Source organism: Paraburkholderia sp. GV068 (assembly GCF_003058125.1).
Taxonomy (GTDB): Bacteria; Pseudomonadota; Gammaproteobacteria; order Burkholderiales; family Burkholderiaceae; genus Paraburkholderia; species Paraburkholderia graminis.
In genome coordinates, this window is sequence record NZ_QBUB01000012.1 from 56,021 (window position 1) to 78,176 (window position 22,156).

Sequence of the window (22,156 nt, forward strand, 5' to 3'; positions counted from 1 at the left end):
GCTTAAGCTCCGCCCGTCACGCGAATCACTTCTTCAAGCGACGTCAGCCCGGAAGCGAGCCAGCGATCCGCGTCCTCGCGCAGTGTGCGCATGCCTTGCGCACGGCCGGCCGTGAGAATTTCGGCGTCCGATGCATTGCGGTGAATCAGCGCGCGGATTTCGTCGTCGATCAGCAGCAGTTCATACACGCCGCGCCGGCCCGCATAGCCCGATTGACCGCACTTGTCGCAGCCGACCGGATGCCAATGCACGCGCCCGTCTTCCTCGACACGCTTTTCGCGGCATACCGGACACAGCCGCCGCACGAGCCGCTGCGCCAGCACGCCGAGCAGCGACGACGCCAGCAGATACGGCTCGACGCCCATGTCGGTCAGACGCGTGACGGCGGAGGCGGCGTCGTTGGTATGCAACGTCGCGAGCACGAGGTGGCCGGTGAGCGAAGCCTGCACGGCGATCTGCGCGGTTTCGAGGTCGCGGATTTCACCGATCATGATGATGTCCGGGTCCTGCCGCAGAATCGAGCGCAGCGCGCGCGCGAAGGTCATGCCGATCCGCTCGTTCACCTGCGTCTGGCCGATGCCCGACAGGTCGTATTCGATCGGGTCTTCGACCGTCATGATGTTGGTGGTCGCGGTTTCAAGCCGCGACATCGACGCATACAGCGTGGTCGTCTTGCCCGAACCCGTCGGGCCGGTCACGAGCACGATGCCGTGCGGCCGGCCGATCAGCTTGTCGAACTTGACGAGCGTGTCCGCGCCCATGCCGAGCGCTTCGAGGTTCAGGCGCGACGCGTCTTTTTCCAGCAGACGCAGCACGGCGCGCTCGCCGTGACCTGTCGGCAGCGTGGACACCCGCACGTCGACCGGACGGCCGCCCACGCGCAGCGTGATGCGGCCATCTTGCGGCAGACGTTTCTCGGCAATGTCGAGCTGCGCCATGATCTTGATCCGCGAAATCAGCGCGCCATGCAGCGCTTTCTTCGGACGCACGACGTCGCGCAGCGTGCCGTCGACGCGAAAACGCACCACAGAAGAAGTCTCGAACGGCTCGATGTGAATATCCGACGCGTGCTCGCGCGCGGCCTGCGTGAGCAGCGCATTGATCATGCGGATGATCGGCGCGTCGTCTTCCGATTCCAGCAGGTCTTCCACTTCGGGAATGTCCTGCATCAGACGCGAGAGATCGACTTCGCCTTCCACTTCGCCGACCACCTGCGCCGCGCTGCCGTCCTGGCGCGCGTAAGCCTGGTTGATCGCCTGCGCGAGTTCGTCGGCGGGAAGACGCACCACCGACACCGCGCCGAAGTTGCGTGCGACTTCGGCGAGCGCGGCCTCGCTGGTGCGCTCGCTGATCCAGACTTCGAGGCTGTCGGCGTGCTGATGCGCGACCAGAATCTGGCCGCTGCGCGCGAAGCCGTAGGGCACGAGCCGCGCGGCAATCGCCGACGGCGCCGCGCGTTCGGCGTGGTCCGCTTGCTCTGTCATCGCCGCCGAGGCAATCTCGGCGGCTCGCGACGATGCCGGCGACGTTGAGGCTGACGGCGGCATGGACGGCGTACTCACGGCTTGGCTCCTGGCGATACGGTGGACGGTGCGACCGGCACCGGATTACTTTGCACAGCGCCGTTCGTGGCGGGCGGCGTTGTCGGCGCGGCCGAGCCCGGCTGAGTTTGCTGCTGCGGCGGCTGCATCTGCTGACGGCGCATCTGGTCGAGGTCGAACAGGTTCAACGTCGAACCGCCCTGGCTCGGGCCGACGGGCTTCGGCGGAACCACCGGATCGTCGTTGTCCTTCATCAGGTTGTTGTCCTGACGATACGCGCCCTGCACACCTTGAATATAGTCGTAGCGATTGGACGTGACAGCCTGCGCGGTATCGCGATCGCCGATGATGACCGGGCGCAGGAAGACCATCAGGTTCGTCTTGTTGCGGTTCTTCTGCTCGGAACGGAACAACTGACCGATCCACGGGATGTCGCCAAGCAGCGGCACCTTGCTGTTGCTGACCTGGTAGTTGTCCTGCATCAGGCCGCCGAGCACGATGATTTCGCCGTTGTCGGCGAGCACGGTCGACTGGATCGAGCGCTTGGTGAACTGCGGGCCGGCCGGGTTGGTCGTCGCGTTCGTCGTGCCGTTCACGATGGCGGAATCTTCAGTGTAAAGCTGAAGCTTGAGGATGCCGCCGTCGGTGATTTGCGGTTTGACGTGCAGCGTGAGGCCGACGTCCACGCGGTCGTATGTGTTGAACGCCGAGCTCGCGTTGCCGCTCGTCAGATTCGAATACGAACCGGTCTGAATCGGTATGTTCGTACCGACGACGATCTTCGCTTCCTCGTTGTCGAGCGTGATCAGGTTAGGCGTGGACAGCACGTTCGCGTCCGCGGTCTGCGAGAGCGCCTGAAGCAGTGCGCCGAGTCCCTGCACGCCGAACATGTTGTGAATCCAGCCGACGTTCAAGCCCTGCTGAACACCTGAGCCGAGCGCGTTGGCGAGACCGCCGGTCGCGCCCGCTGCGCCCGCCGCCGCAGCAGCCGCCGTCAGGTTGATGATGCTGTTGCTCGAACCCGTCGCGAGGTTCGTGCCGGCAAAAATCGAATTGTTCGCGACCTGCCATTGAATGCCGAGATTGCCGCTCGTGTTCGAGTTCAGCTCGACGATGAGCGCCTCGATGTAGACCTGCGCGCGGCGCGCGTCGAGCTGGTCGATCACCGCGCGCAGATTGCGGTAAACCGGCTCCGACGCAGTGATGATCAGCGAGTTCGTCGCCGAGTCCGCCTGGATCATGCCGCCCGGCTGATTGTCCTCGTTCTTGTCCTTGTCGCCGCCGAGCAGGCCGCCGGATTGACCGCCGCCGTTCGCGCCGTAGCCGCCCGCGCCGCCGCCGCCACCCATCGGCGAGGACAACGAACTGTTGTTCAGTCCGCCCGAGGGCAGCGGCGGCGTGCCCGAAGTGCCCGTCGAATTGTTGCCGCCAATTCCGCCGCCGCCGCCATTCTGGTTGAACGCGTTGGCCTCGTTGCCGCCGCCCGCCGAGCCGCCTTCGCCGCCCTTGCCGAGCATGCCGCGCAAGGTCTTCGCGAGCTTGGTTGCCTCGGCGTTGCGCAGCGGTACCACGTGCATGTTGCCCGGCATGCTGGTCGGCGCGTCGAGTTCGCGCGCGAGCGTTCTCGCGGCGGCCAGACGCGCGCCGTTCGACGCGCGGATCAGCAGCGAGTTCGTGCGCGGGTCCGCCGTGATCGACACTTTCAGCGTGGCGTCCGTGCTGCCGATCGCGCCCGGGTCGAGCATCTTGTTCAGTTGCGTGGCAATGTCGAGCGCGTTGGCATTCTTCAGTTGTACGACGGACACCGACTGGCCGGCCGCCGTATCCACACCGGCGATGATCTGCGCGATACGGCGCACGTTGTCCGCGTAATCGGTGACGACAATCGTGTTGTTGGCCGGATAAGCGGCCACGGTATTGTTCGGCGAGATCAGCGGACGCAGCACCGGCAACAGGTTATTCGCCGATTCGTTCTTCAGCACGAACACTTGCGTGACCACCTGGTCGCCGCGCGCGCTCGGCGAATTGCCGACGTAGGTCGGCACGCCTTGCAGCTTGGCGTCGGCCTCGGGCACGACCTTCAGTACGCCGTGATCCTGGACGAGCGCGAAGCCCTGCATGCGCAACGCGGATTGCAACGTCTTCAGCGCCTGATCCTCGGGCACCGCGTTTTCCGACACGAGATTCAACTGACCTTTGACTCGTGGGTCGACGATGATTGTCTTGCCGGTCGCCGCGCCGATCGCCTTCGCGACCTGGTCGATATCGGCGTTGACGAAGTTCAATGTCACCTGCGCCTGTGCGGTCTGCGCAGTGATCAAGCCAGCCAACAGCAACGCCGTTGCGACGCGACGCAAAGCCATACGATTTCTTCTCATGGAATGTAATGTCGATGCCGGCAGCGCAGGCCACCGGCGGTCATGCAGCGCGGACAGGGGAGCAAACCGCCGGTCGGTCGGTCTGCCGGCGGGCCAGGTGGGCGAAAGCCGCCCTAAAATGCTGGCCATCCGATGTCCGAAAAGAAGGAACAGTAACAGTTTTTCATGTCGGATTTGTCACAAAAGGAAAGCCTCAGTGAGTTTCCCTAAACGTTCGGGCCCGCTCGGCGGGCCTTGAAAGCGAAAGCACTGCGGACTGAAAGCGGCAAGAAAACCTAGTGTTTCCGCGCCCTTATGTCTGTTAGCCAACTTGACGGGTCGCGGCCTGCCGGTATCATACGAGCCGTTCAAGCCGTCGGATCGCCGTTGCGAACACGGGTTTTCCCGCATGTTCCGTCAATGCCCCGGCCAGATTGCGCCCACCGGCTAGTCCCGGCTGAACAATGGCTGATACGAGCCCTTACGATCCCTTACCCTTGCGGTTTGCCCCAGTCGTCTTGACCGATGAAACGAAGCTTCGTCACCTTTCTGGCAGGAATTACCATCTTGGCTTCGGCCGGGACGGCACGCGCCGATTGCTTCGACGAAGCCGCGAAATATCAGAAAGTGAACCCGCTGATTCTGCGTGCGATCGCCTGGCAGGAGTCGCATAACCGTCCGGACGCGCAGCACAAAAACGCAAACGGCTCGACCGACTACGGCGTAATGCAGATCAACTCGATTCATCTGCCCACGCTCGCGCAATACGGGATCTCGCAAGGCACGCTGATGGAGCCCTGCAAGAACGTGTACATCGCCGCGTGGCATCTGCGCCGGCAGATGAACAAGTACGGCAATACATGGCAAGCCATCGGCGCTTATCACTCCGAGACGCCCGCGCTGCGCGACAAGTACGCTCAACAGATCGCCGCGATTCTACGCAAGTGGAACCTGATGCCGGCGTCACGCTGATCGACCGCTCGCCGTTTCCGATTTGATGCACAATGCGGCTTCGTGCTGCCGTCGGCGCTCGAGCGTCCGCTGGACCGCGGCTAGACTCGCGCAGCAATGCGGCGCCCGGCACGCCTTCCAATCCTCCCGATTTTCCGTACTCCGATGAACCAGCCGCCACTGCCCGTCACCGTGCTCTCCGGTTTTCTGGGCGCCGGCAAGACCACGCTCCTGAATCACATCCTCGCGAATCGCGCCGGCTTGCGCGTCGCCGTGATCGTCGACGATCTCGCCGCCGTCAATATCGACGCGACGCTCGTGCGCGATCCGGCCGCGCTGTCGCTTACCGAAGAAAACGTGGTCGAGCTGTCGAACGGCTGTGTCTGCTGCACGCTGCACGACGATCTGCTCGCCCAGGTGAAACGGCTGGCCGCCGAAAAGCGCTTCGACGCGATACTGATCGAGTCGGCCGGTGTGGCGGAACCCATGCCGATCGCCGAGACCTTCGCCTTCGCCGACGATGACGATGACGGCGCGCCGCTCGCCGAGCTCGCGCGGCTCGATACGATGGTCACGGTGGTCGACGCGTCCAATTTTCTGCGCGACTACGGTTCCGCGGATGCGCTCGCCGAACGCGGCATCGCCGCGAGCGACGAAGACGACCGGACTCTCGTGGAACTGCTGATCGAGCAGGTCGAGTTCTGCGACGTGCTGGTCGTGAACAAGGTCGACCTCGTGACCGCCGACGAGCTGACGCGCCTGCAACGCATCCTCGCGCGCATCAACCCGCGCGCGGTGCAAGTGGTGAGCCGCTTCGGCGCCGTGCCGCTCGAACAGATCGTGAACACCGGCCGCTTCGATTTCGACGAGACGGCGAACGCTCCCGGCGCGATCGCGTTGCTCAACCAGGCCGAGAAGCACGTAGACGAACGCGGCCACGGCCATCACAGCGAAGCGGACGAGTTCGGCATCGGCAACTTCGTTTATCAGGCACGCCGTCCGTTCCATCCGGAGCGGCTGTGGGCGTTGCTGCACGAGGAGTGGAAGGGCGTCTTGCGCAGCAAGGGTTTCTTCTGGCTCGCGACGCGTAACGACATCGCCGGTTCGCTGTCGCAGGCGGGCGGCGCTTGCCGGCACGGTCCCGCAGGCATGTGGTGGGCGGCTCAGGACCGCAGCGAATGGCCCGATGCCGATGACGAGCTAGCCGCCGAAATCGCCGCCGACTGGTATGGCGCGCCGGATGACGTCAGCATTGGCGACCGTCGCCAGGAATTGGCGATGATCGGCGTGGGCATCGACGCGGCGCTGTGGTCGGGGAAGTTCGACGCGTGCCTGCTGACCAATGACGAGTACGCAGTGGGACCGCAAGGCTGGCAACAGTTCGCCGATCCGTTCCCGGCGTGGGACTTCGACGACGATCACGATCACGATCACGACGGACATGATCACGGTCATCATCATGATCATGATCACGGCCACGACGACCATGATCACGATGGCCACGGCCACGGCGGAACAGCACATCGCCACGACTAAGCGGCTCTTTCAACTGCGTCGACAGTAACAACCACGCGCGCCGCACACTCTTCCCGCCGCGGCGCGCCCCCTCCAAACGCAAAAGACAAAAAAAACCCGCCGTTGGCGGGTGTCAACTGCCTGGCAGTAATCTGCTTAGCGCTTGTTGACTGCGTCTTTGAACGCCTTGCCTGCCGTGAACTTGACGGTCTTTGCGGCCGGAATCTTGATGGTTTCGCCCGTCTTCGGGTTGCGACCTGTACGCGCTGCGCGCTTGCCCGAACCAAAGCTGCCGAAGCCGATCAACTGGACCGCGTCGCCCTTCGACACAGACTTCTTGATCACTTCAAGCAACGTGTCCAGCGTTTCACCGGTTTGAGCCTTGCTGGCGCCCGTCTGTCCTGCGACAGCGTCGATCAGTTCCTGTTTGTTCATTAAGGTTCCTTTCTGAGTTTAGGTTGACACGAACAGCGCGAACGCGCCGATTATACGTGCGCGCGCCGCGCCGTCGAGCAGCTACGGCTCCGGAGCCCCTCCAGATCAAAAGCGCCGGACAGCGAGTGTCCGTCGGCCGTGCTGCCGCTCCCTTCGCGGCGCTTGCTATGATAGCGCAGCGCAAACCCAATCAGGACAAGGGTTTCGAAGAATTACGCGGTTTTGGAACAGATACAGCAAGGAAACGGCACTTTTTGCTGATCCGGCCTCGCTGAGAAGCCTGAAACCCAGTGTGGACGGGGCTTTGACGTTGGTTTTTGCCAACGCTCGGCGCGTCTATTTCGCCGCCCGGCGAGCCGCGCGCGCTGGCGGTAACGTTGGACCCCGCTTGTTGGGGCCTCACTTTGCGTCGCGCATGACCGATCCGCTGATCCCAGCCGTCCTCTCGTTCCGGGACAACGGCACGCCTTTTTCGCCTCTCTACGACGACATCTATCACAGCGCCGTCGGCGGTCTCGAGCAGGCCGACCATGTTTTCTTGCGCGGCAACGCGCTGCCCGAGCGCTGGCAGGGCCGGCGCGTTTTCACGGTGCTGGAGACGGGCTTCGGCATGGGCATCAACTTCCTCACGACGTGGGCCGCCTGGCGCGCCGACCCGTCGCGTTGCGAGCGGCTCCATTTCGTCTCGACGGAAAAGCATCCGTTCGCGCTCGCCGATCTGCGCCGCGCGTACGCCGCGACGATTGCCGATCCGTCGATTGCGGCGCTCGCCGACACGCTCGCGAACGACTGGCCGATGCTCGTGCCGGGCACGCATCGGCTGGAATTCGAGGACGGGCGCGTGGTTCTCACGCTCGTTTTCGGCGACGCAGAGCAGAGCTTGCCCAATCTCAGGCTGCGCGCGGACGCGTTTTACCTCGACGGCTTCTCGCCCGCCAAAAATCCGGAGCTTTGGACGCTCGCCATCTTCAAGTCGCTTGCGCGGCTGGCCGACGACGGCGCGACCTTCGCCACTTACACGAGCGCCGGCGACATCAAGCGGGCGCTGACTCAATGCGGCTTCGAGTATCGCAAGGTCGAAGGTTTCGGCTGGAAGCGCGCGATGCTGGTCGGCCGCTTCGCGCCTCGCTGGCGCGTGCGTCGTCACGAGCCGCCGTCGCCACTCGGAGCGCTCGGAGCGCTCGGATCGCTCGGATCGCTCGGACCGCTCACGCCTCGCGAACGGCATGCGGTGGTGATCGGCGGCGGTCTCGCGGGATGCGCGATGGTCGAGCGGCTCGCCGCGCGCGGCTGGCGCGTGACTTTGCTGGAACGGCATGCGTCGGTCGCACAAGACGCGTCGGGCAATCCGGCCGGCGTATTCCACCCGATGATCTCGCGCGACGACAGTGTCGCGTCGCGCGTCACGCGCGCCGGCTTTTTATACGCGCTAAGACGCTGGACGGCGCTTGAACGGCTCGGCCACGCGCCGCTGCGCGGCGGCTCCGGTCTGCTGCAAATCGCCGAAAACGCCGACGAAGCCCGCGCGATGAGCGAAGCCATCGCCGCGCTGCGCTATCCGCCGGAATTCGTCACGCCGGTCTCCGCCGACGACGCGCAAAAACTCGCCGGTACACCGCTCGCGCGCGGCGGCTGGTTCTTCCCGCACGGCGGCTGGATCGACCCGGCCTCGCTTTGCGCCGCGCAATGTGCCGCCGCCGGTGATTTGCTCGACCGGCGCTTCGGCGTGGAAGCCGCGCGTCTCGAGCGCTCGGCAGATGAATGGCTAGTATTCGACGCGGCCGGCGACGTGCTCGCGCGTGCGCCGGTCGTGATCGTCGCCAACGCTCACGACGCGGCGCGCATTGCCGGTTTGCGTCACGCGCCGACTCGCAGCATCCGCGGCCAGCTCACTTTGCTGCCGCCGGGCGCGGCGCCGTCGCTCGAGTTGCCGGTGATCGGCGAAGGTTATGCGATACCGCTGCCCGGCGGCGTCACGCTGACGGGCGCGACATACGAACTCGACGACGCTCAAACGTCGCTTCGTCCTGCCGGTCATCTGGAAAACATCGAGCGCGTCGCGCAGATGCTGCCCGCGTTCGCGAGCGTTGTCGGGCGCGGCGATGCCGCGGCATCGGGTCATGCGCTGACCGGCCGCGTCGCATTCCGCTGCGTGACAAGCGACCGCATGCCGATGATCGGCAACCTCGCCGACGAAGCGCTCGCGGCGCGTGACGCGCAACGCCTGCGCGGTGCGTGGCCGCTCGATCTGCCGCGCGTCGACGGTCTCTACAGCGCCTTTGCCTACGGCTCGCGCGGTCTCGTGTGGGCGGCGCTTGGCGCGGAACTGATCGCGTCGCAGATCGAAGGCGAGCCGTTGCCGCTCGAACGCGATCTCGCCGAAGACATCGACCCTGCGCGCTTCCTGCTGCGGGCTTTGCGGCAAGGCGGCGTCATCAGTTAACTATTGGCGGTGCGCGGCGCGGTTATCCACCGCGAATTGTGGATAACCACGTTGTTTACTAGCGCAACTCGTGTGGAACCGTTGTGGACGTAAACGGGGTAACTCGAGCGCCGTCGAATTTCGCCAAAAGTTACCCGCGACTACCCGGCGTCGCCGCACATGCTGTGCATCCGGTTATGAAGTCTGCAATCCGCTGATTCGCTTCGGTAAACCGGGGTTATCCACAGAAACGCGGGCTGCTTGTTAACTGCTACTACGTATACATACAGTAAACACGTAAACAGCAAGGCCCGAGCTGGACCGTGCGCCACCGCACAGATCGGGCGACGCATTCAACCCGTGTGCTAGCGGCTGTCCTGAAAAGCACACGTAGATGGTGCAGACTCCATCGACGGGTACTGGAACAAGCCGGCAATCCAGGCGTCGCGAGTTTCAAAACGGTCGCTTTTTCCACATCTCGCGAAGATGAAGTACGTTTTTACCGTTTTGCCTGCATGTTCGTGTCTTTTCGGTCGAAGCTAAAAAAGCTATGGCACAATCGCCGTTCTTTTCCGCGTGGTGCCTGGCCTCCTGCGGTACCCGCTGCAATGGAACGGTCCCGTTCAATCAGAATCTGATTCAACGTCGACGGCGTTCTTTCACCGTGCCGAGCCGGTTGCTACGGCCGCACCCCTGAATGCGCCGAGCTCCCTGCGACTGCGGCGCGTTCGAATCATCCGATCGTTGAAAACCCGCAACGCGGATCACGCGAAGCGATTGCGACAGTGGCCCGCGTCTTGCGCCCACCCGCTCGCCGGTGTTCGCGCCGGCTCATGCTGGTTCATGTGATCTGCCGTTGCTGCAAAGGAGAACCCATAACGATGAATTCGGCGTTTTCATTTTTTCCAGCCTGGCCGCTTTCACCCGACGCCATTTTTTGGGCTGGTCTCGCCTTGCTCGCCGCGGGTTTGTGCGGCGAGTTGTGCTATCGCGCGTGGCGCTTGCCGCGTATTTCGGGCTATGCGGTCATCGGTCTGATTGCCGGCGCGGCCGGCTCGGGCGTGATCGACGCGGAATCGGCGAAAGCCGCGCGGCCCTTGCTCGACGTTGCGCTCGGCTTGCTGCTGTTCGAACTCGGCAGCCGGCTCGATCTGCGCTGGATCCGTCGTAATCCGTGGCTCGTGATGTCGAGCGTCGCGGAAGCCACTTTGACTTTCGCGCTCGTTTTGCCCGTGCTGCTGTTTCTGAACGTGCCGCTGATGGTTGCAACCGTGCTGGCCGCCATCGCGATGGCGACTTCGCCGGCCATGGTGATTCAGCTCAAGACCGAGCTTCGCGCCGAAGGCCAGGTCACGCAGCGTCTTTTGACACTGACCGCGTTGAACAGCATGTATGCGGTCGTGATCGAAAAGCTCGTGTCGAGTTGGCTGCATCAGGAAGCGTATGGCAATGTTTTCGCGACCATTCTGCAGCCGCTTTATCTGCTGGTCGGCTCGCTCGTGCTCGCCTATCTGCTCGCGCGCACCTGCACGTTCTTTTATCGCCGGCTGAACATGCAGGACGAGCATTCGTTCGTTGCGCTATTCGGCCTGATTCTGGTGGCCATCGCGGTCGCGCATCTGTTCAAGCTGTCGACCATTCTCGCGCTGCTCGCCGCCGGCATCATCGTGAAGAATCTGGAGGCTCGGCCGCAGTTGTGGCCGCGGCATTTCGGCACGGCCGGCTGGCTTCTCACTGTGATTCTGTTCGTGCTGACGCTCACTTCGTTTGAATGGAAAGACATTGCGCTCGGCGGCGTTGCGGCGCTGGGCCTGATTGTTGCGCGTCTCGTCGCGAAACTCGTCGGCGTGCTTGCGTTTGCAAAGCCGAGCGGTCTGGACTGGAAACAGGGCATGGCGCTCGGTTTGTCGCTCTCGCCGATGTCGGCGCTGGCTTATCTGCTCGTCGACGATACGTACAACCTGTATCCAAATTTCGATCCGCAATTGCGGGCGATCATGATGTGTTCGATTGTCGTGCTGCAGATTCTCGGGCCGTGGCTCGTTTATCGCAGCCTCGCGCTGGTCGCCGAGCGGCGCGAAGAGTAAGCGGTTAAGCGGTCGTAAGCGACCGTGAGCGCTCCGCGCTGCAAGCCACACGTTATTCAAATTTATTCGCTTCAAAAAACGGCCGGGCCTCCGACAACCGTCCGGCCGACCTCACTCAGGGGACGCCATGTCACTCGAACCCTTCATCGATTCGAAGCCGTTCACTTTCGGTGTCGAACTCGAGATGCAGATCGTCAATACGCACGACTATGATCTGACCAAAGCCGGCTCCGATCTGCTGCGCCTCGTCAAGGATCAAAAGATCCCCGGCAACATCACGCCGGAAATCACCGAGAGCATGATCGAGCTGTCCACCGGCATTTGCACGAACCATGAACAGGCGCTCGCCGATCTGCGCAAGATTCGCGACACGCTTGTTTCCGCAGCCGATCATCTGAACGTCGGCCTGTGCGGCGGCGGCACGCACGCTTTCCAGCAATGGAGCGAACGGCAGATCGTGGATACGCCGCGCTTTCAGTATCTTTCGGAGCTGTACGGCTATCTCGCGAAGCAGTTCACCGTATTCGGCCAGCATGTGCACATCGGCTGTCCGGATCCGGACAGCGCGCTGTTCCTGCTGCATTCCATGTCGCGCTTCATTCCGCATTTCATTGCGTTGTCCGCATCGTCGCCGTTCGTGCAGGGCGTGGACACCGGCTTTCATTCGGCACGCCTGAATTCCGTGTTCGCGTTTCCGCTATCGGGCCGCGCGCCGTTCGTGCTGACGTGGGACAGCTTCGAGGAATATTTCTCGAAGATGGTCCATACGGGCGTGGTCAACAGCATGAAGGATTTTTACTGGGACATCCGGCCGAAGCCGGGCTTCGGCACCATCGAAGTACGCGTGATGGATACGCCGCTTTCCGTCGATCGCGCCGCGGCGATTGCCTGCTACATCCAGACGCTTGCGCGCCATCTGCTGCTCGACAAGCCGATCACGCCGCACGAAGACGATTACCTCGTCTACACGTTCAACCGCTTCGAGGCATGCCGCTTCGGTCTGGCCGGAACCTGCATCAATCCGCAGACAGGCGAACGCAAGACGATTTCGGAAGACATTCTCGAGACGCTCGACCTCATCGCGCCGCACGGCGACGCGTTGGGCTCGGGCCATGCGCTTGCCGAGATCGGCGCGATTGCGCGTGGTCAGATCAACGATGCAACGTGGCTAAGAGGCGTCGTCGAACAGGAAAAGTCGCTGCATGAGGCTGTCCGGCAACAGTGTCTGAAGTGGCGAGCGTGATCGGCCGAACGGTGTCGCTTGTGTTCAACAGTAAGAAAACCCGCCTGCGCGGGTTTTTTTTCGTCGTTAAAATTTTCCAGTTCGGGGCCCTTAAGGTTTTTCCAATAAGTACGTATACAAACGTAGTAGTAGTTAACAAGCATCGCCGCCGACTGTGGACAACTGAATAATTCCCTGCAAAGTCAAGGCGCTGCGTAAACCATAAGTAGGCCGGTGAGCAGTGCGTGGCCGGCGGTAAACGAGGACAACTTAAGGACTCACAAGTGGACGCGGGTGCTTATCAAGAATCGGCGCACATGTCATCCCTGATGTTGTCCCACGGTTATCCACAGATTGCATTGGATAACTTAGCTGTACGATTCGCCGCTCTCGCATAGAATGTCGTCTTAACCGCTTCGGCTTGCAAGGCGGTGAATTTTTGAGATAGTTAGAGACCGTCTCGTCATGTTTTGGGCGGGGCTACCCCACACAGGCTACGGGCGTTCCCGGCAACAACGGCCGGCACCGCACAAAAGCTGTAAATAAACCAATCGAAGATTATGAGCGAAGGCGTATACGGAGAACAGGCAACCGGGCGAGTCACCCACAGCCTCTTGCGACTGAGCACGGCGATGCGAAGCCAGGCTTGGGAATGGGCGGAAGGCGCGGGCCTCACGCCCACGCAGGGCGAAATCCTGGTTTTGCTGATGCAACGAAAGGGGCCGATGCGGCTCGGGGAAATCGCGCGCGAAACGGCACTGACCGCCGCGACCACCAGCGACGCGGTCAGTACGCTCGAGACCAAGGGACTGGTCGAAAAGCGCCGCGCTCTCGATGACGGCCGCGCGCTCGCCGTTCGTCTGACCACTCGCGGCCGCACGGCTGCGAAGCGCGCCGCGCAATGGCCTGACTTTCTGGCCAAGGCCGTGGGCACGTTGCGCGACGACGAGCAGGCCCTGTTCTATCGCACGCTGCTCAAGACGGTTCATCAACTGGAAGCGCAGGGCAACATTCCGCCGCACCGCATGTGCCTGAGCTGCACGCATTTCGAGCCGAGCAAGAATCCGAAGAAAACGCCGCATCATTGCGCGCTGCTCGATCTGAACATGGCGGATACGGATCTGCGTCTGGATTGCGCCGTGCATGAAACCGCCGACGTCGCCACGCAGAAAAAGACCTGGAAGATCTTCGCCCAGTAAGGCGGCTGCTTCGCTGCCAATCCGCTACACTGCAACCGGCAACAGCAGGCGGCGTTTGCCGCCTGCCGGCTTTCGGTGCCGCGCAGCGGCAGTCCGCAGTCAATCTGAAGGTGACAGGCTGATGAATCAGGAAGTTCTGGCCATTCGCCACGTGCACTTCGAGGATCTGGGCAGTCTCGAACTCGTGCTCGGCGAACGCGGGCGGCCCGTGCGTTATCTCGATGTCGGCTTTGCCCGCATCGAGGCGCCGAACCCGGTCACGTCATCGTTGATGGTGGTGCTCGGCGGCCCCATCAGCGCCACCGACGACGCGCGCTATCCCACGCTCGTGCCGCTGCTTTCGATGATCGAAAAACGCATCGAAGCAGGGCTTCCCACACTCGGCATTTGTCTCGGCGCGCAACTGATCGCGCGTGCGCTCGGCGCGCGAGTGTATCCCGCGGGCCATACGGAGCTCGGCTGGGAGCCGCTCACGCTGACGGATGCCGGCCGCGCATCGCCGGTGCGTCATCTGGATGGCGCGCATACGTCCATGCTGCATTGGCATGGCGATACCTTCGACCTTCCCGCGAACGCGACGCGTCTTGCCTCCACGAGCGCGTGTGAAAACCAGGCGTTCACGTGGGGCAGCCATGTGCTCGCGTTGCAATGTCATCCCGAGATTCGCACCGATCGCTTCGAGCCCTGGCTGATCGGCAATGCGGGCGAACTTGTGGAGCACGGAATCGACGCGCGTCAATTGCGCGCCGAGACCGCGCAGTTCGGCCCGGCTCTCGAGGCGGCCGCTTGCCGTATGTTCGGCGAATGGCTCGATCAGGTACAGGCGCAGCCCTGAGCGAGCGCTTCAGCGGCGGCCGCAAGTGGCCTGCCTGCAGCAAATGACTCGCGGTGCTATCCTCGTTCGCTCTCGGTTTTCTACTGGGCGGTGATCCATGAGCGCGCTATTTTCTCCACTCACGCTGCGTAGCGTGACGCTTCCGAATCGCATCGTCGTGTCGCCGATGTGCCAGTATTCCGCCGAACGCGGCGAAGCCACCGCGTGGCACATGATTCACCTCGGCAGTCTCGCGTTGTCCGGCGCCGGCATGCTGTGCATCGAGGCGACGGCTGTCGAACCGGACGGCCGCATCACGCCCGGCGATCTGGGCTTGTGGGACGACGCGACCGAAGCCGCGCTCACGCCCGTGCTTGCCGCGATCCGCAAGCACTCGCACATCAACGTGACGATGCAGTTGTCGCATGCCGGGCGCAAGGCGTCGAGTCATGCGCCGTGGGAAGGCGGCCAGCTGATTCCGGTCTCGCAGGGCGGCTGGTTGCCGCATGCGCCGTCGGGGTTGCCGCACAAAGCGGGCGAAGAGCCGCCGCTCGCGCTCGACACGCCTGGGCTGAATCGCATCCGGGAAGCGTTCGCGGCGTCCGCGCGGCGCGCTGCGCGCCTCGGCATCGACGCACTCGAAGTGCATGCCGCACACGGCTATTTGCTGCATCAGTTTCTTTCGCCGCTCGCCAATCAACGGGATGACGACTACGGCGGTTCGCTCGAAAACCGCATGCGTTTTCCGCTCGAGATCTTCGACATCGTGCGCGCGTCTTTTCCCGCCGACAAACCGGTCGGCGTGCGTGTGTCCGCAACGGATTGGGTCGAAGGCGGCTGGTCGCTGGAAGACACCATCGCGTTCGCACACGAGTTGAAGAAGCGCGGCTGCGACTGGATCGACGTATCGTCCGGCGGCGTCTCGCCGTTGCAGAAGATTCCGCTCGAGCCGGGCTATCAGATTCCGTTCGCCAAGGCCGTCAAACAGGCGACGGGGCTCACGACCATCGGCGTCGGACTCATCACCGATCCGTTTCACGCCGAGCAACTGATCGAACAGGGCGACGCCGATCTGATCGCGCTGGCTCGTGCGCTGCTATACAACCCGCGCTGGCCGTGGCACGCCGCTGCGCAACTCGGCGCGACGGTCGAAGCGCCGCCGCAGTACTGGCGCTCGCAACCGCGCGATCAGAAGGCGCTGTTCGGCGAGATTTCATTCGGACAAAGATGAGGCGGCTCATGCGTGACGCACGATCGCATGAGGTCCACGTTTTTGACGGTTGAACGAAGCCATCTTCAGCGTGTAGGATGCCGGTTGTGGCGCGTGAGCGTCGCAGGTCGACGCGGCGCTCGCAGGGCGCCGCGTTTGCTATGAGCGCCAGAAAAAATCAGCGCGTCAGACGCGAGCTTTTCCGACGGCTGCCGGACTTCATCCCCAGTTCTTCACAAGGATTCATTCAATGAGTTCACGCAGGATCGCCGTGCGTCGTTCCGGTGTGCACGGCAAAGGCGTGTTTGCGCTCGAACCGATTGCGGCCGGCGAGCGGCTAATCGAATACAAGGGCGAGCGGATTTCCTGGAAAGAAGCGTTGCGCCGTCATCCGCATAATCCTGACGAACCGAATCACACGTTCTACTTTGCGCTCGATAGCGGCAAGGTGATCGACGGCAAGGTGAGCGGCAACAGCGCACGCTGGATCAACCACTCGTGCGCGCCGAACTGCGAAGCGGAAGAGATCGACGGTCACGTGTACGTGCATGCGTTGCGCGACATCGCCGAGGGCGAGGAGATCTTCTACGATTACGGTCTCGTGATCGACGCGCGTCAGACGAAGAAGCTCAAGAAGGAATACGAATGCCGCTGCGGCTCGCGCAAATGCCGCGGCACGATGCTCGCGCCGACCGAGAAGGACAAGGCCGCGGCTAAAGCGGCGAAGCCGGCCAAGGCTGCGAAAACCGCGAAGTCGGCTAAGTCCGCGAAGCCGGCCAGCTCGGCCAAGAAGGCCAAGAAAAAGTAACGCGCGAGCTGCGCGGTTCGTCGTGCGAATGACGCCCGCGCAGCGCGAAGACCTAAGTTACCGCTACAGATCGACCGGCGCCGAGTGCGCCGGTTTTTTTTCGTGGTCTTGCGCGTCGTCGTTAGCGTGTGCCGGCCGCGCCGTTTCCACGACCGGAATACGCACGATGAAACGCGCTCCGCCTTCGGGCGCGTCCTCGTAATGCACGCTGCCGTGATGCAGCGCCATGATGTCGTGAACGATCGCGAGACCGAGACCGGCGCCGCCGTCCACGCCGTCATCGCTCTGCCCGTCGCCGCGGAAAAACCGCTTGAACAGATCCGCTTGCTGCGTGTGAGGCACGCCCGCGCCATTGTCCTCGACGACGATCTCGGCCATGCGCACGTCGTCGATCACGGTTTGCGACACCGTGACCGTAATGCGCCCGCCGTCGAAGCGCGAAGGCGGCACGTACTTCAGCGCGTTATCCAGCAGATTCGCGATCACTTCGTGCAGCAGCACCGGATTGCCGCGCGCGATCAACGGATGATCGTTGGCCGGATCATCGAGCCGCTGAAAACCCAGGTCGATGTGCGAGGCCAACGCGCGCGGCACCCATTCCGCGCCGGTATCGAACGCGAGCGCGGCCATATCGACATTGACGAAGCGCGCGGCCTGCTCGGCCGGTTCCGCGCGCGCGAGAGACAGCAACTGATTCGACAGACGCACCGCGCGATCGGCGGCCGCACGCAACTCGCGCACCGCGGCGAGCGTCTGTTGCGGATCGCGCGCGACAGCCGCTTGCTCCGCGTGCAGCTTGACGGCCGTGAGCGGCGTGCGCAGTTGATGCGCGGCATCGGCGATGAATTTGCGCTGGCCGTCGAGCGCGGTCTTGAGACGGCCGAGCAGCGCATTGACGGCGCCGGTCAGCGGCCGGATTTCGACGGGCACATAGGTCTCGTCGACCGGTTCGAGCGACGTGTGCGTCTGCCGGTTGAGCGAGTCCGCGAGATCGGTCAGCGGATTGAGCTGCTGATTCACCACGCGCCACACGATCACCCAGCCCGCGAGCAGCAGCAGCAACAGCGGCATCATGATCGCCACGAGAAATTCCGCGGCGATGCGAAAGCGGTGATGCACCGGCTGCCCGACCTCGACGACGATCGGATTGCCCACCGGCTGATCGACCCTCACCTGCGCGACGCGCACCGTCACGCCCTGATGCTGCGTTTCGAACACATACGCGTAATGCATGCGCCGAACGCTGGTGCCTTGCAACGGCAGCGTTTCATCGCCGGCAATTTCGGTTTCGCCATCGCTGATCCGATAGACGAGATGCTCGACCGGATCGGAAAACATCGCTTGCGCGAGCGGCGGCACGGTAATGGGCGCTTCGGGGCCCGCAATCTGAATCTGCTTCGAGATGGCGGTCGCGAGGTCCGCAAGCGAGCGGTCGACCACGTGCTGCGTGTACTGCCACGCGAGCCAATAGGCGATCAGGCCGCTCATCAGCGCGAGCAGCGAAAGCGGAGCAGCTAGGCGCCGCAGCAGCGTGCGGCGCAGACTATTGGCGGCCGGCTGGGGCATGATCGAACGCGTGGGAAGAGGGCAGGCGCGAGGCGCCATGAAGTTTCACCGGATGCCGGCGACTCGCGCACGCAGTGCGCCGCGCCGGCCCGGCGCCGTCAGGCCGCGACAGAGTGGCGGCCTTCACGACGATTATGCGGCCTGACGGATTTCCTGCAACAGGTAACCGAAGCCGCGCACCGTAACGATTTCGACGCGGCAGCTCTCGAGCTTTTTGCGCACGCGGTGCACGTAGACTTCGATCGCGGTGTCGCCGAGATCGCCGCCGAAATGCGTGAGGTGGTCTTGCAGTTGCGCCTTGCTGACCACGCGGCCGTGGCGCAGCAGCAGCATTTCGAGCACGGCGAATTCGCGCGGCGACAGTTCGAGCGGCTTGTCGTCGTTGAAAATGCGCCGATCCACGCCCGACAGACGCACGCCGCCCAGCGACACTTCCGGACGCGGCATGTCGCCGTGCGGACCGCTGCGGCGCATCACCGCGCGAATGCGCGCTTCGAGCTCGGTCGGCTCGAACGGCTTGAGCATGTAGTCGTCCGCGCCGGAATTCAGGCCCTGGACGCGGTCGTTCAGTTCGTCGCGCGCGGTGAGGATGATCACCGGCGTATGGCGATTGCTCTGACGGAAACGCGCGAGCAGCGTCATGCCGTCGATGCCCGGCAAGCCGAGGTCGAGAATCACCAGTTCGTGACGGTTTTGGGTGAGAGCCTGTTCGGCGAAAATGCCGTCGTGGACCATGTCGACGGTGAAGCCGGCTTGTTCGAGGCTGCTTTGGATGCCGCGTGCGATGGGGCGGTCATCTTCGATCAGAAGGAGTCGCATGGATCTCGCTCAATTACAATGGGTTTAGGCGTTCGGGCAAGCGGTTCGCCGGGGCGCCTGCTTCACAGATCTGCTACGCAGACCGCGGTGTGTTCTCATGCCGGATCGGCCCAAGCCACCAAGCAGTCAACCACGCAGTCATCGAGCAGCGCGCTCGCGCCCTCCGGGTAATCGAAGCCATGTCCGAGATCAGCATTCAGGAACTCGAAGCCGCGATCAACTTCTGGCGCGCCCGCTCACCTTCGAGCGGAGACGAACTCGTTCTGTGCAAGGAGGCAAGCGCGCTCTCCAAGCCGTATGCGCTCCTGATTGTACAGCGTCGGAACACGCTATCGCGGGATCGTTTGGACGCCAATGCACGCCAGGCGTGGGATTCTTACGTGCGCCTTAAAAATAGCCTGTAGAACTGAAGGTTTTCGTCCGCGGTTGCCTGCAAAGGCCTTTCAGTACGACGAATTCTGCGTATTGGCCGCGTTGCGCGTGTGTGCCGTGATCGTCTCGATAAAGTGCGCCAGTTCGATATCGCGCTTCGTCAGTCCATTTGCTTCATGCGTCGACAGCGTGATCTGCACCTTGTTGTACACGTTGAACCATTCGGGATGGTGATCCATTTCCTGCGCTTTGATTGCGACACGCGTCATGAAGCCGAAGGCTTCGTTGAAATCGGCGAACTCGAACTGCCGCTGGATCGCATCGCGGTCGGTCGCGGGTTGCCAGCCGTGCAAGCGGGCGAGTTCGGCGGTGCGTTCTTCGGAACTCAGTTTGTGGATCATCGGGTCACCTCGTGTGCTCGGTTTGCGTCGCCATGCCGACGCTTTCGTTTATTTTTCCACGGATGCGGCGGGCTCGCTGAGAGGTGGGGCGGCGGCATGCAGCGGCCCGTCGGATGAGCGGGCGTTGGGCGTATCGTCGGGATCACATGCAATAATCCCGCATTGAACGGCTATTTAATGCGGAATTGCACCATGCTAGACCTCGACCACTTCGACCTCGCGCTGCTGGACGTGCTTCAGCGCTTCGGCCGCGCGACTCATCAGCAGCTTGCCGAGCAAGTGCCGCTGTCGCCGTCGCAGATCGGGCGGCGCTTGCAGCGGCTGGAACAGATCGGCGTGGTGGACGGCTATCGCGTCGTGCTGCGGCCGGAAAAGCTCGGCCTGGGCGTGACGGCCTTTACGAGCCTCAAGCTCAAGCATCACGGCGATTCGATCATCGAGCAGTTCCAGCAGCAGATCGACGCGTTGCCCGAAGTGCTGGAATGTCACGCGGTGGTGGGCGACGCCGACTATCTGCTGCGCATCGTCGCGCCCGACCTGAATTACCTGTCCACGTTCGTGATGAAAAAGCTGATGCGCGTGCCCGGCGTGGACAGCGTGCGCTCGAACATCGTGCTCACGACGTTCAAGCGCAACGGGCCGTTGCCGCTTGCGCATCTGTCGCCGGGAACGGCTGCGGCGTGAGCCGCGCTCGAGCGGCGATACGCGCGTTTTATGCGGCCTGCTTCGGCTCGCCGCCGGGGCTCGTCAGCAGATCGACATAAGCCACCGCCACCAGATCCGATTCCGGCACGCCGAGACTCGCGAACATCGCATGCGCTTCGGCGTGACCGTCTTCCTCGTCGTCGTCTTGCGCGAGCACCACTTCAAGCTCGACGAAATCGCCGAGGCCATCGACGCGGTCCAGATGAATGCGCGTGCGCCCCGCCAGATACACGTGCCGTTCCTTGGTGACGATGCCGCGCGTGGTCAGCGCCGTGGCAAGCAGCGAGTGCATCGCTTCGGGGTTCGTCACGGGACTGCGTGTGTAGTACGACGCCTTGGGACCGTCGCGGTCGTCGCGCTGATAGAAGATCAGCTCGGCGGGCGTGCCGTCGTCGAACTGGCGCAGCTTCAGACGCCCGCGCGGCACGTCGTAGAAGAAATCCTGCTGGCGGAAGATCAGCGGCGCGTCCGGCGCAAGCTGCGCCGCGCGTTCGCGCAGCTGTTCGAAATGCTGGGCGCGGGCTTTGATTTCGATGTTGCGTGCCATGTCAGGCTCCTGTCGGGAATAGGGTGGTAAGCGGCTTCGTCGTGAGTGGGGCGAAGCTGCCGGGAAGACAGAGTCGGTCGGAACGGGAAAGCAGGGACAGCACGAAGGGCCGGCGCATGCGCGAACCGTCAATCTAACAAAAACTGCATGACGCCGCGGTTTCAGTCGGACTCGATTACTTTGCGCGAGTGCCCGCACGCTGTCATGAGAACCGCTCATATCGCGGCGGTCCAATACCAGGCCCAAGCTCAGGCGGCCTTCACGCGGTTTTCACGTCGTCCACTGCAGTTCGATCAGCTTCAACGCGGCGGCTATCGCAGGCTCGTCCTTGCGCTCGGCCAGCGTGATAAAGCTCAGTTGCGTCGGCACCGTAATGCCTTCGACGATGGTCAGCGCATGCGCGTGAGCCTCGGCGATCGCAATCGCGTCGCGCGCGAGCGTGAGGCCCACGCCCGATTTGACGAGATCGAGCATCGACGGCTCCTGGTCCACTTCGGCCACCTTCACCGGCTTGACGCCCGCCTCGCCGAATGCTCGGGACAGCAGCCGGTTATGCGCCGATGCGGGCGGCGTCCAGATCCACGGAAACGCGGCGAGCGAACGCCAGTCGCGCGCGCCTTTGACGCGGTCTTTCCAGCCGGCCGGCGCGAGCACGCGGTACTGGAAGTGCGTGAGCGTCAGCGTATGGAACGCGGAACCGTCGCGTGTATCGTCGTCAGACGGCACGCCGATGTAGTAGCCGACGTCCAGCTCGCCTGCGCGAACCTGGTCGAGCACCCAGCCCGACATGCCGTGCCGCAAAGCCGTCTCGATGTGCGGCCACGTCTCCACCAGTTGCTTCAGAAAGCCACCGAGCCGCAGGAACTCTGGATCGAGGATCGTGCCGATGCGCAAGCGCCCGCGCACTTCCTGACGCAGCGATTGCGCGGCGCGCTGCACGTCGCTGGCCGCGGCCAATGCACGTTCGGCATGTGGCAGCAGCGCCTGGCCGTCGCGCGTAAGCGAGAGCCCGTGCGAGGTCCGCGTGAACAGCGTGACGCCGAGCGTCTCCTGCAAATGCTTGATTTGCAGACTGACAGCCGGCTGCGTGAGATGCAGTTGCACGGCGGCACGCGTGAGATTGCCCTCGCGTGCCACAGTGACGAACGCGCGTAGCAGAGTGAGATCCATCCACTGATATTAACG

19 protein-coding genes are annotated in these 22,156 nt (G+C 63.3%); 11 read left to right on the plus strand and 8 right to left on the minus strand.

Annotation, left to right across the window (positions count from 1 at the left end):
- Positions 1 to 2: 2 nt before the first annotated feature.
- Positions 3 to 1,562 (minus strand): type II secretion system ATPase GspE, encoded by a 1,560-nt coding sequence (gspE, locus tag C8K18_RS22885; protein ID WP_006050807.1) that lies wholly within the window; start codon positions 1,560 to 1,562, stop codon positions 3 to 5.
- Complete coding sequence (gene gspD / locus C8K18_RS22890; RefSeq protein WP_107710054.1) at positions 1,559 to 3,904, minus strand: type II secretion system secretin GspD; 2,346 nt, start codon at positions 3,902 to 3,904, stop codon at positions 1,559 to 1,561. Before gspD ends, gspE begins: the two co-directional genes overlap by 4 nt.
- Before the next feature lie 519 nt (positions 3,905 to 4,423).
- Here gspD and C8K18_RS22895 point away from each other — a divergent pair.
- Together C8K18_RS22895 and C8K18_RS22900 are read left to right on the plus strand one after the other, a co-directional pair.
- Positions 4,424 to 4,870, plus strand: coding sequence for a lytic transglycosylase domain-containing protein (locus tag C8K18_RS22895; protein WP_006050809.1), 447 nt, complete (start codon positions 4,424 to 4,426; stop codon positions 4,868 to 4,870).
- 144 nt (positions 4,871 to 5,014) lie between these two features.
- Positions 5,015 to 6,385, plus strand: coding sequence for a GTP-binding protein (locus tag C8K18_RS22900; RefSeq protein ID WP_107710052.1), 1,371 nt, complete (start codon positions 5,015 to 5,017; stop codon positions 6,383 to 6,385).
- Positions 6,386 to 6,520: 135 nt separating this feature from the next.
- Here C8K18_RS22900 and C8K18_RS22905 read toward each other — a convergent pair whose 3' ends face one another.
- Positions 6,521 to 6,799 carry an HU family DNA-binding protein gene (locus C8K18_RS22905; RefSeq protein ID WP_006050811.1) on the minus strand — a complete coding sequence of 93 codons (279 nt, stop codon included), beginning with the start codon at positions 6,797 to 6,799 and terminating at the stop codon, positions 6,521 to 6,523.
- Between the two features lie 415 nt (positions 6,800 to 7,214).
- Here C8K18_RS22905 and mnmC point away from each other — a divergent pair, with 415 nt between their 5' ends.
- From mnmC to C8K18_RS22940, 7 genes are all read left to right on the plus strand, one after another.
- Positions 7,215 to 9,242 (plus strand): bifunctional tRNA (5-methylaminomethyl-2-thiouridine)(34)-methyltransferase MnmD/FAD-dependent 5-carboxymethylaminomethyl-2-thiouridine(34) oxidoreductase MnmC, encoded by a 2,028-nt coding sequence (gene mnmC / locus C8K18_RS22910; RefSeq protein ID WP_107710050.1) that lies wholly within the window; start codon positions 7,215 to 7,217, stop codon positions 9,240 to 9,242.
- An 860-nt stretch (positions 9,243 to 10,102) separates the two neighbouring features.
- Positions 10,103 to 11,308, plus strand: a complete 1,206-nt coding sequence (locus C8K18_RS22915; RefSeq protein WP_029971201.1) for a cation:proton antiporter — start codon at positions 10,103 to 10,105, stop codon at positions 11,306 to 11,308.
- Between the two features lie 127 nt (positions 11,309 to 11,435).
- Positions 11,436 to 12,551, plus strand: coding sequence for a YbdK family carboxylate-amine ligase (locus C8K18_RS22920; protein ID WP_006050814.1), 1,116 nt, complete (start codon positions 11,436 to 11,438; stop codon positions 12,549 to 12,551).
- 539 nt (positions 12,552 to 13,090) lie between these two features.
- Positions 13,091 to 13,729, plus strand: a complete 639-nt coding sequence (locus C8K18_RS22925; protein WP_006050815.1) for a MarR family winged helix-turn-helix transcriptional regulator — start codon at positions 13,091 to 13,093, stop codon at positions 13,727 to 13,729.
- A 121-nt stretch (positions 13,730 to 13,850) separates the two neighbouring features.
- Complete coding sequence (locus C8K18_RS22930) at positions 13,851 to 14,564, plus strand: glutamine amidotransferase (protein WP_029971202.1); 714 nt, start codon at positions 13,851 to 13,853, stop codon at positions 14,562 to 14,564.
- A 97-nt stretch (positions 14,565 to 14,661) separates the two neighbouring features.
- A complete protein-coding gene (locus tag C8K18_RS22935) occupies positions 14,662 to 15,774 on the plus strand; it encodes an NADH:flavin oxidoreductase/NADH oxidase (RefSeq protein WP_107710048.1) in 1,113 nt (370 codons plus the stop codon).
- A 229-nt stretch (positions 15,775 to 16,003) separates the two neighbouring features.
- A complete protein-coding gene (locus C8K18_RS22940) occupies positions 16,004 to 16,561 on the plus strand; it encodes an SET domain-containing protein (RefSeq protein WP_029971204.1) in 558 nt (185 codons plus the stop codon).
- A 63-nt stretch (positions 16,562 to 16,624) separates the two neighbouring features.
- Here the strand turns inward: C8K18_RS22940 and C8K18_RS22945 are convergent, their stop codons facing one another.
- Both C8K18_RS22945 and C8K18_RS22950 read right to left on the minus strand, forming a co-directional pair.
- Positions 16,625 to 18,127 carry a sensor histidine kinase gene (locus C8K18_RS22945; protein WP_006050819.1) on the minus strand — a complete coding sequence of 501 codons (1,503 nt, stop codon included), beginning with the start codon at positions 18,125 to 18,127 and terminating at the stop codon, positions 16,625 to 16,627.
- A 132-nt stretch (positions 18,128 to 18,259) separates the two neighbouring features.
- The gene (locus tag C8K18_RS22950) at positions 18,260 to 18,946 is read right to left on the minus strand and encodes a response regulator transcription factor (protein WP_006050820.1); all 687 of its coding nucleotides are present in this window, start codon (positions 18,944 to 18,946) and stop codon (positions 18,260 to 18,262) included.
- 179 nt (positions 18,947 to 19,125) lie between these two features.
- On the opposite strand from C8K18_RS22950, the gene C8K18_RS22955 reads away from it, so the two are divergent.
- A complete protein-coding gene (locus C8K18_RS22955) occupies positions 19,126 to 19,350 on the plus strand; it encodes a DUF3717 domain-containing protein (protein WP_006050821.1) in 225 nt (74 codons plus the stop codon).
- Positions 19,351 to 19,389: 39 nt separating this feature from the next.
- Here C8K18_RS22955 and C8K18_RS22960 read toward each other — a convergent pair whose 3' ends face one another.
- Positions 19,390 to 19,719, minus strand: a complete 330-nt coding sequence (locus C8K18_RS22960; RefSeq protein WP_006050822.1) for a 4a-hydroxytetrahydrobiopterin dehydratase — start codon at positions 19,717 to 19,719, stop codon at positions 19,390 to 19,392.
- 192 nt (positions 19,720 to 19,911) lie between these two features.
- Between C8K18_RS22960 and C8K18_RS22965 the strand changes: the two genes are divergently transcribed.
- On the plus strand, positions 19,912 to 20,403 hold the full coding sequence (locus C8K18_RS22965; protein WP_006050823.1) for an Lrp/AsnC family transcriptional regulator: 492 nt from the start codon (positions 19,912 to 19,914) through the stop codon (positions 20,401 to 20,403).
- Positions 20,404 to 20,431: 28 nt separating this feature from the next.
- Here C8K18_RS22965 and C8K18_RS22970 read toward each other — a convergent pair whose 3' ends face one another.
- Positions 20,432 to 20,971 carry a class IV adenylate cyclase gene (locus C8K18_RS22970; RefSeq protein ID WP_029971206.1) on the minus strand — a complete coding sequence of 180 codons (540 nt, stop codon included), beginning with the start codon at positions 20,969 to 20,971 and terminating at the stop codon, positions 20,432 to 20,434.
- 270 nt (positions 20,972 to 21,241) lie between these two features.
- The gene (locus C8K18_RS22975; RefSeq protein ID WP_107710046.1) at positions 21,242 to 22,141 is read right to left on the minus strand and encodes a LysR family transcriptional regulator; all 900 of its coding nucleotides are present in this window, start codon (positions 22,139 to 22,141) and stop codon (positions 21,242 to 21,244) included.
- Positions 22,142 to 22,156: the final 15 nt, after the last annotated feature.

Excerpts from the sequence above, each read along its gene's own strand:
- gspD (WP_107710054.1), bottom strand. The coding sequence starts at position 3,904 with ATGGCTTTGCGTCGCGTCGCAACGGCGTTGCTGTTGGCTGGCTTGATC.
- C8K18_RS22895 (WP_006050809.1), top strand. The coding sequence starts at position 4,424 with ATGAAACGAAGCTTCGTCACCTTTCTGGCAGGAATTACCATCTTGGCT.
- C8K18_RS22900 (WP_107710052.1), top strand. The coding sequence starts at position 5,015 with ATGAACCAGCCGCCACTGCCCGTCACCGTGCTCTCCGGTTTTCTGGGC.
- C8K18_RS22905 (WP_006050811.1), bottom strand. The coding sequence starts at position 6,799 with ATGAACAAACAGGAACTGATCGACGCTGTCGCAGGACAGACGGGCGCC.
- mnmC (WP_107710050.1), top strand. The coding sequence starts at position 7,215 with ATGACCGATCCGCTGATCCCAGCCGTCCTCTCGTTCCGGGACAACGGC.
- C8K18_RS22915 (WP_029971201.1), top strand. The coding sequence starts at position 10,103 with ATGAATTCGGCGTTTTCATTTTTTCCAGCCTGGCCGCTTTCACCCGAC.
- C8K18_RS22920 (WP_006050814.1), top strand. The coding sequence starts at position 11,436 with ATGTCACTCGAACCCTTCATCGATTCGAAGCCGTTCACTTTCGGTGTC.
- C8K18_RS22925 (WP_006050815.1), top strand. The coding sequence starts at position 13,091 with ATGAGCGAAGGCGTATACGGAGAACAGGCAACCGGGCGAGTCACCCAC.
- C8K18_RS22930 (WP_029971202.1), top strand. The coding sequence starts at position 13,851 with ATGAATCAGGAAGTTCTGGCCATTCGCCACGTGCACTTCGAGGATCTG.
- C8K18_RS22935 (WP_107710048.1), top strand. The coding sequence starts at position 14,662 with ATGAGCGCGCTATTTTCTCCACTCACGCTGCGTAGCGTGACGCTTCCG.
- C8K18_RS22940 (WP_029971204.1), top strand. The coding sequence starts at position 16,004 with ATGAGTTCACGCAGGATCGCCGTGCGTCGTTCCGGTGTGCACGGCAAA.
- C8K18_RS22945 (WP_006050819.1), bottom strand. The coding sequence starts at position 18,127 with ATGCCCCAGCCGGCCGCCAATAGTCTGCGCCGCACGCTGCTGCGGCGC.
- C8K18_RS22950 (WP_006050820.1), bottom strand. The coding sequence starts at position 18,946 with ATGCGACTCCTTCTGATCGAAGATGACCGCCCCATCGCACGCGGCATC.
- C8K18_RS22955 (WP_006050821.1), top strand. The coding sequence starts at position 19,126 with ATGTCCGAGATCAGCATTCAGGAACTCGAAGCCGCGATCAACTTCTGG.
- C8K18_RS22960 (WP_006050822.1), bottom strand. The coding sequence starts at position 19,719 with ATGATCCACAAACTGAGTTCCGAAGAACGCACCGCCGAACTCGCCCGC.
- C8K18_RS22965 (WP_006050823.1), top strand. The coding sequence starts at position 19,912 with ATGCTAGACCTCGACCACTTCGACCTCGCGCTGCTGGACGTGCTTCAG.
- C8K18_RS22970 (WP_029971206.1), bottom strand. The coding sequence starts at position 20,971 with ATGGCACGCAACATCGAAATCAAAGCCCGCGCCCAGCATTTCGAACAG.
- C8K18_RS22975 (WP_107710046.1), bottom strand. The coding sequence starts at position 22,141 with ATGGATCTCACTCTGCTACGCGCGTTCGTCACTGTGGCACGCGAGGGC.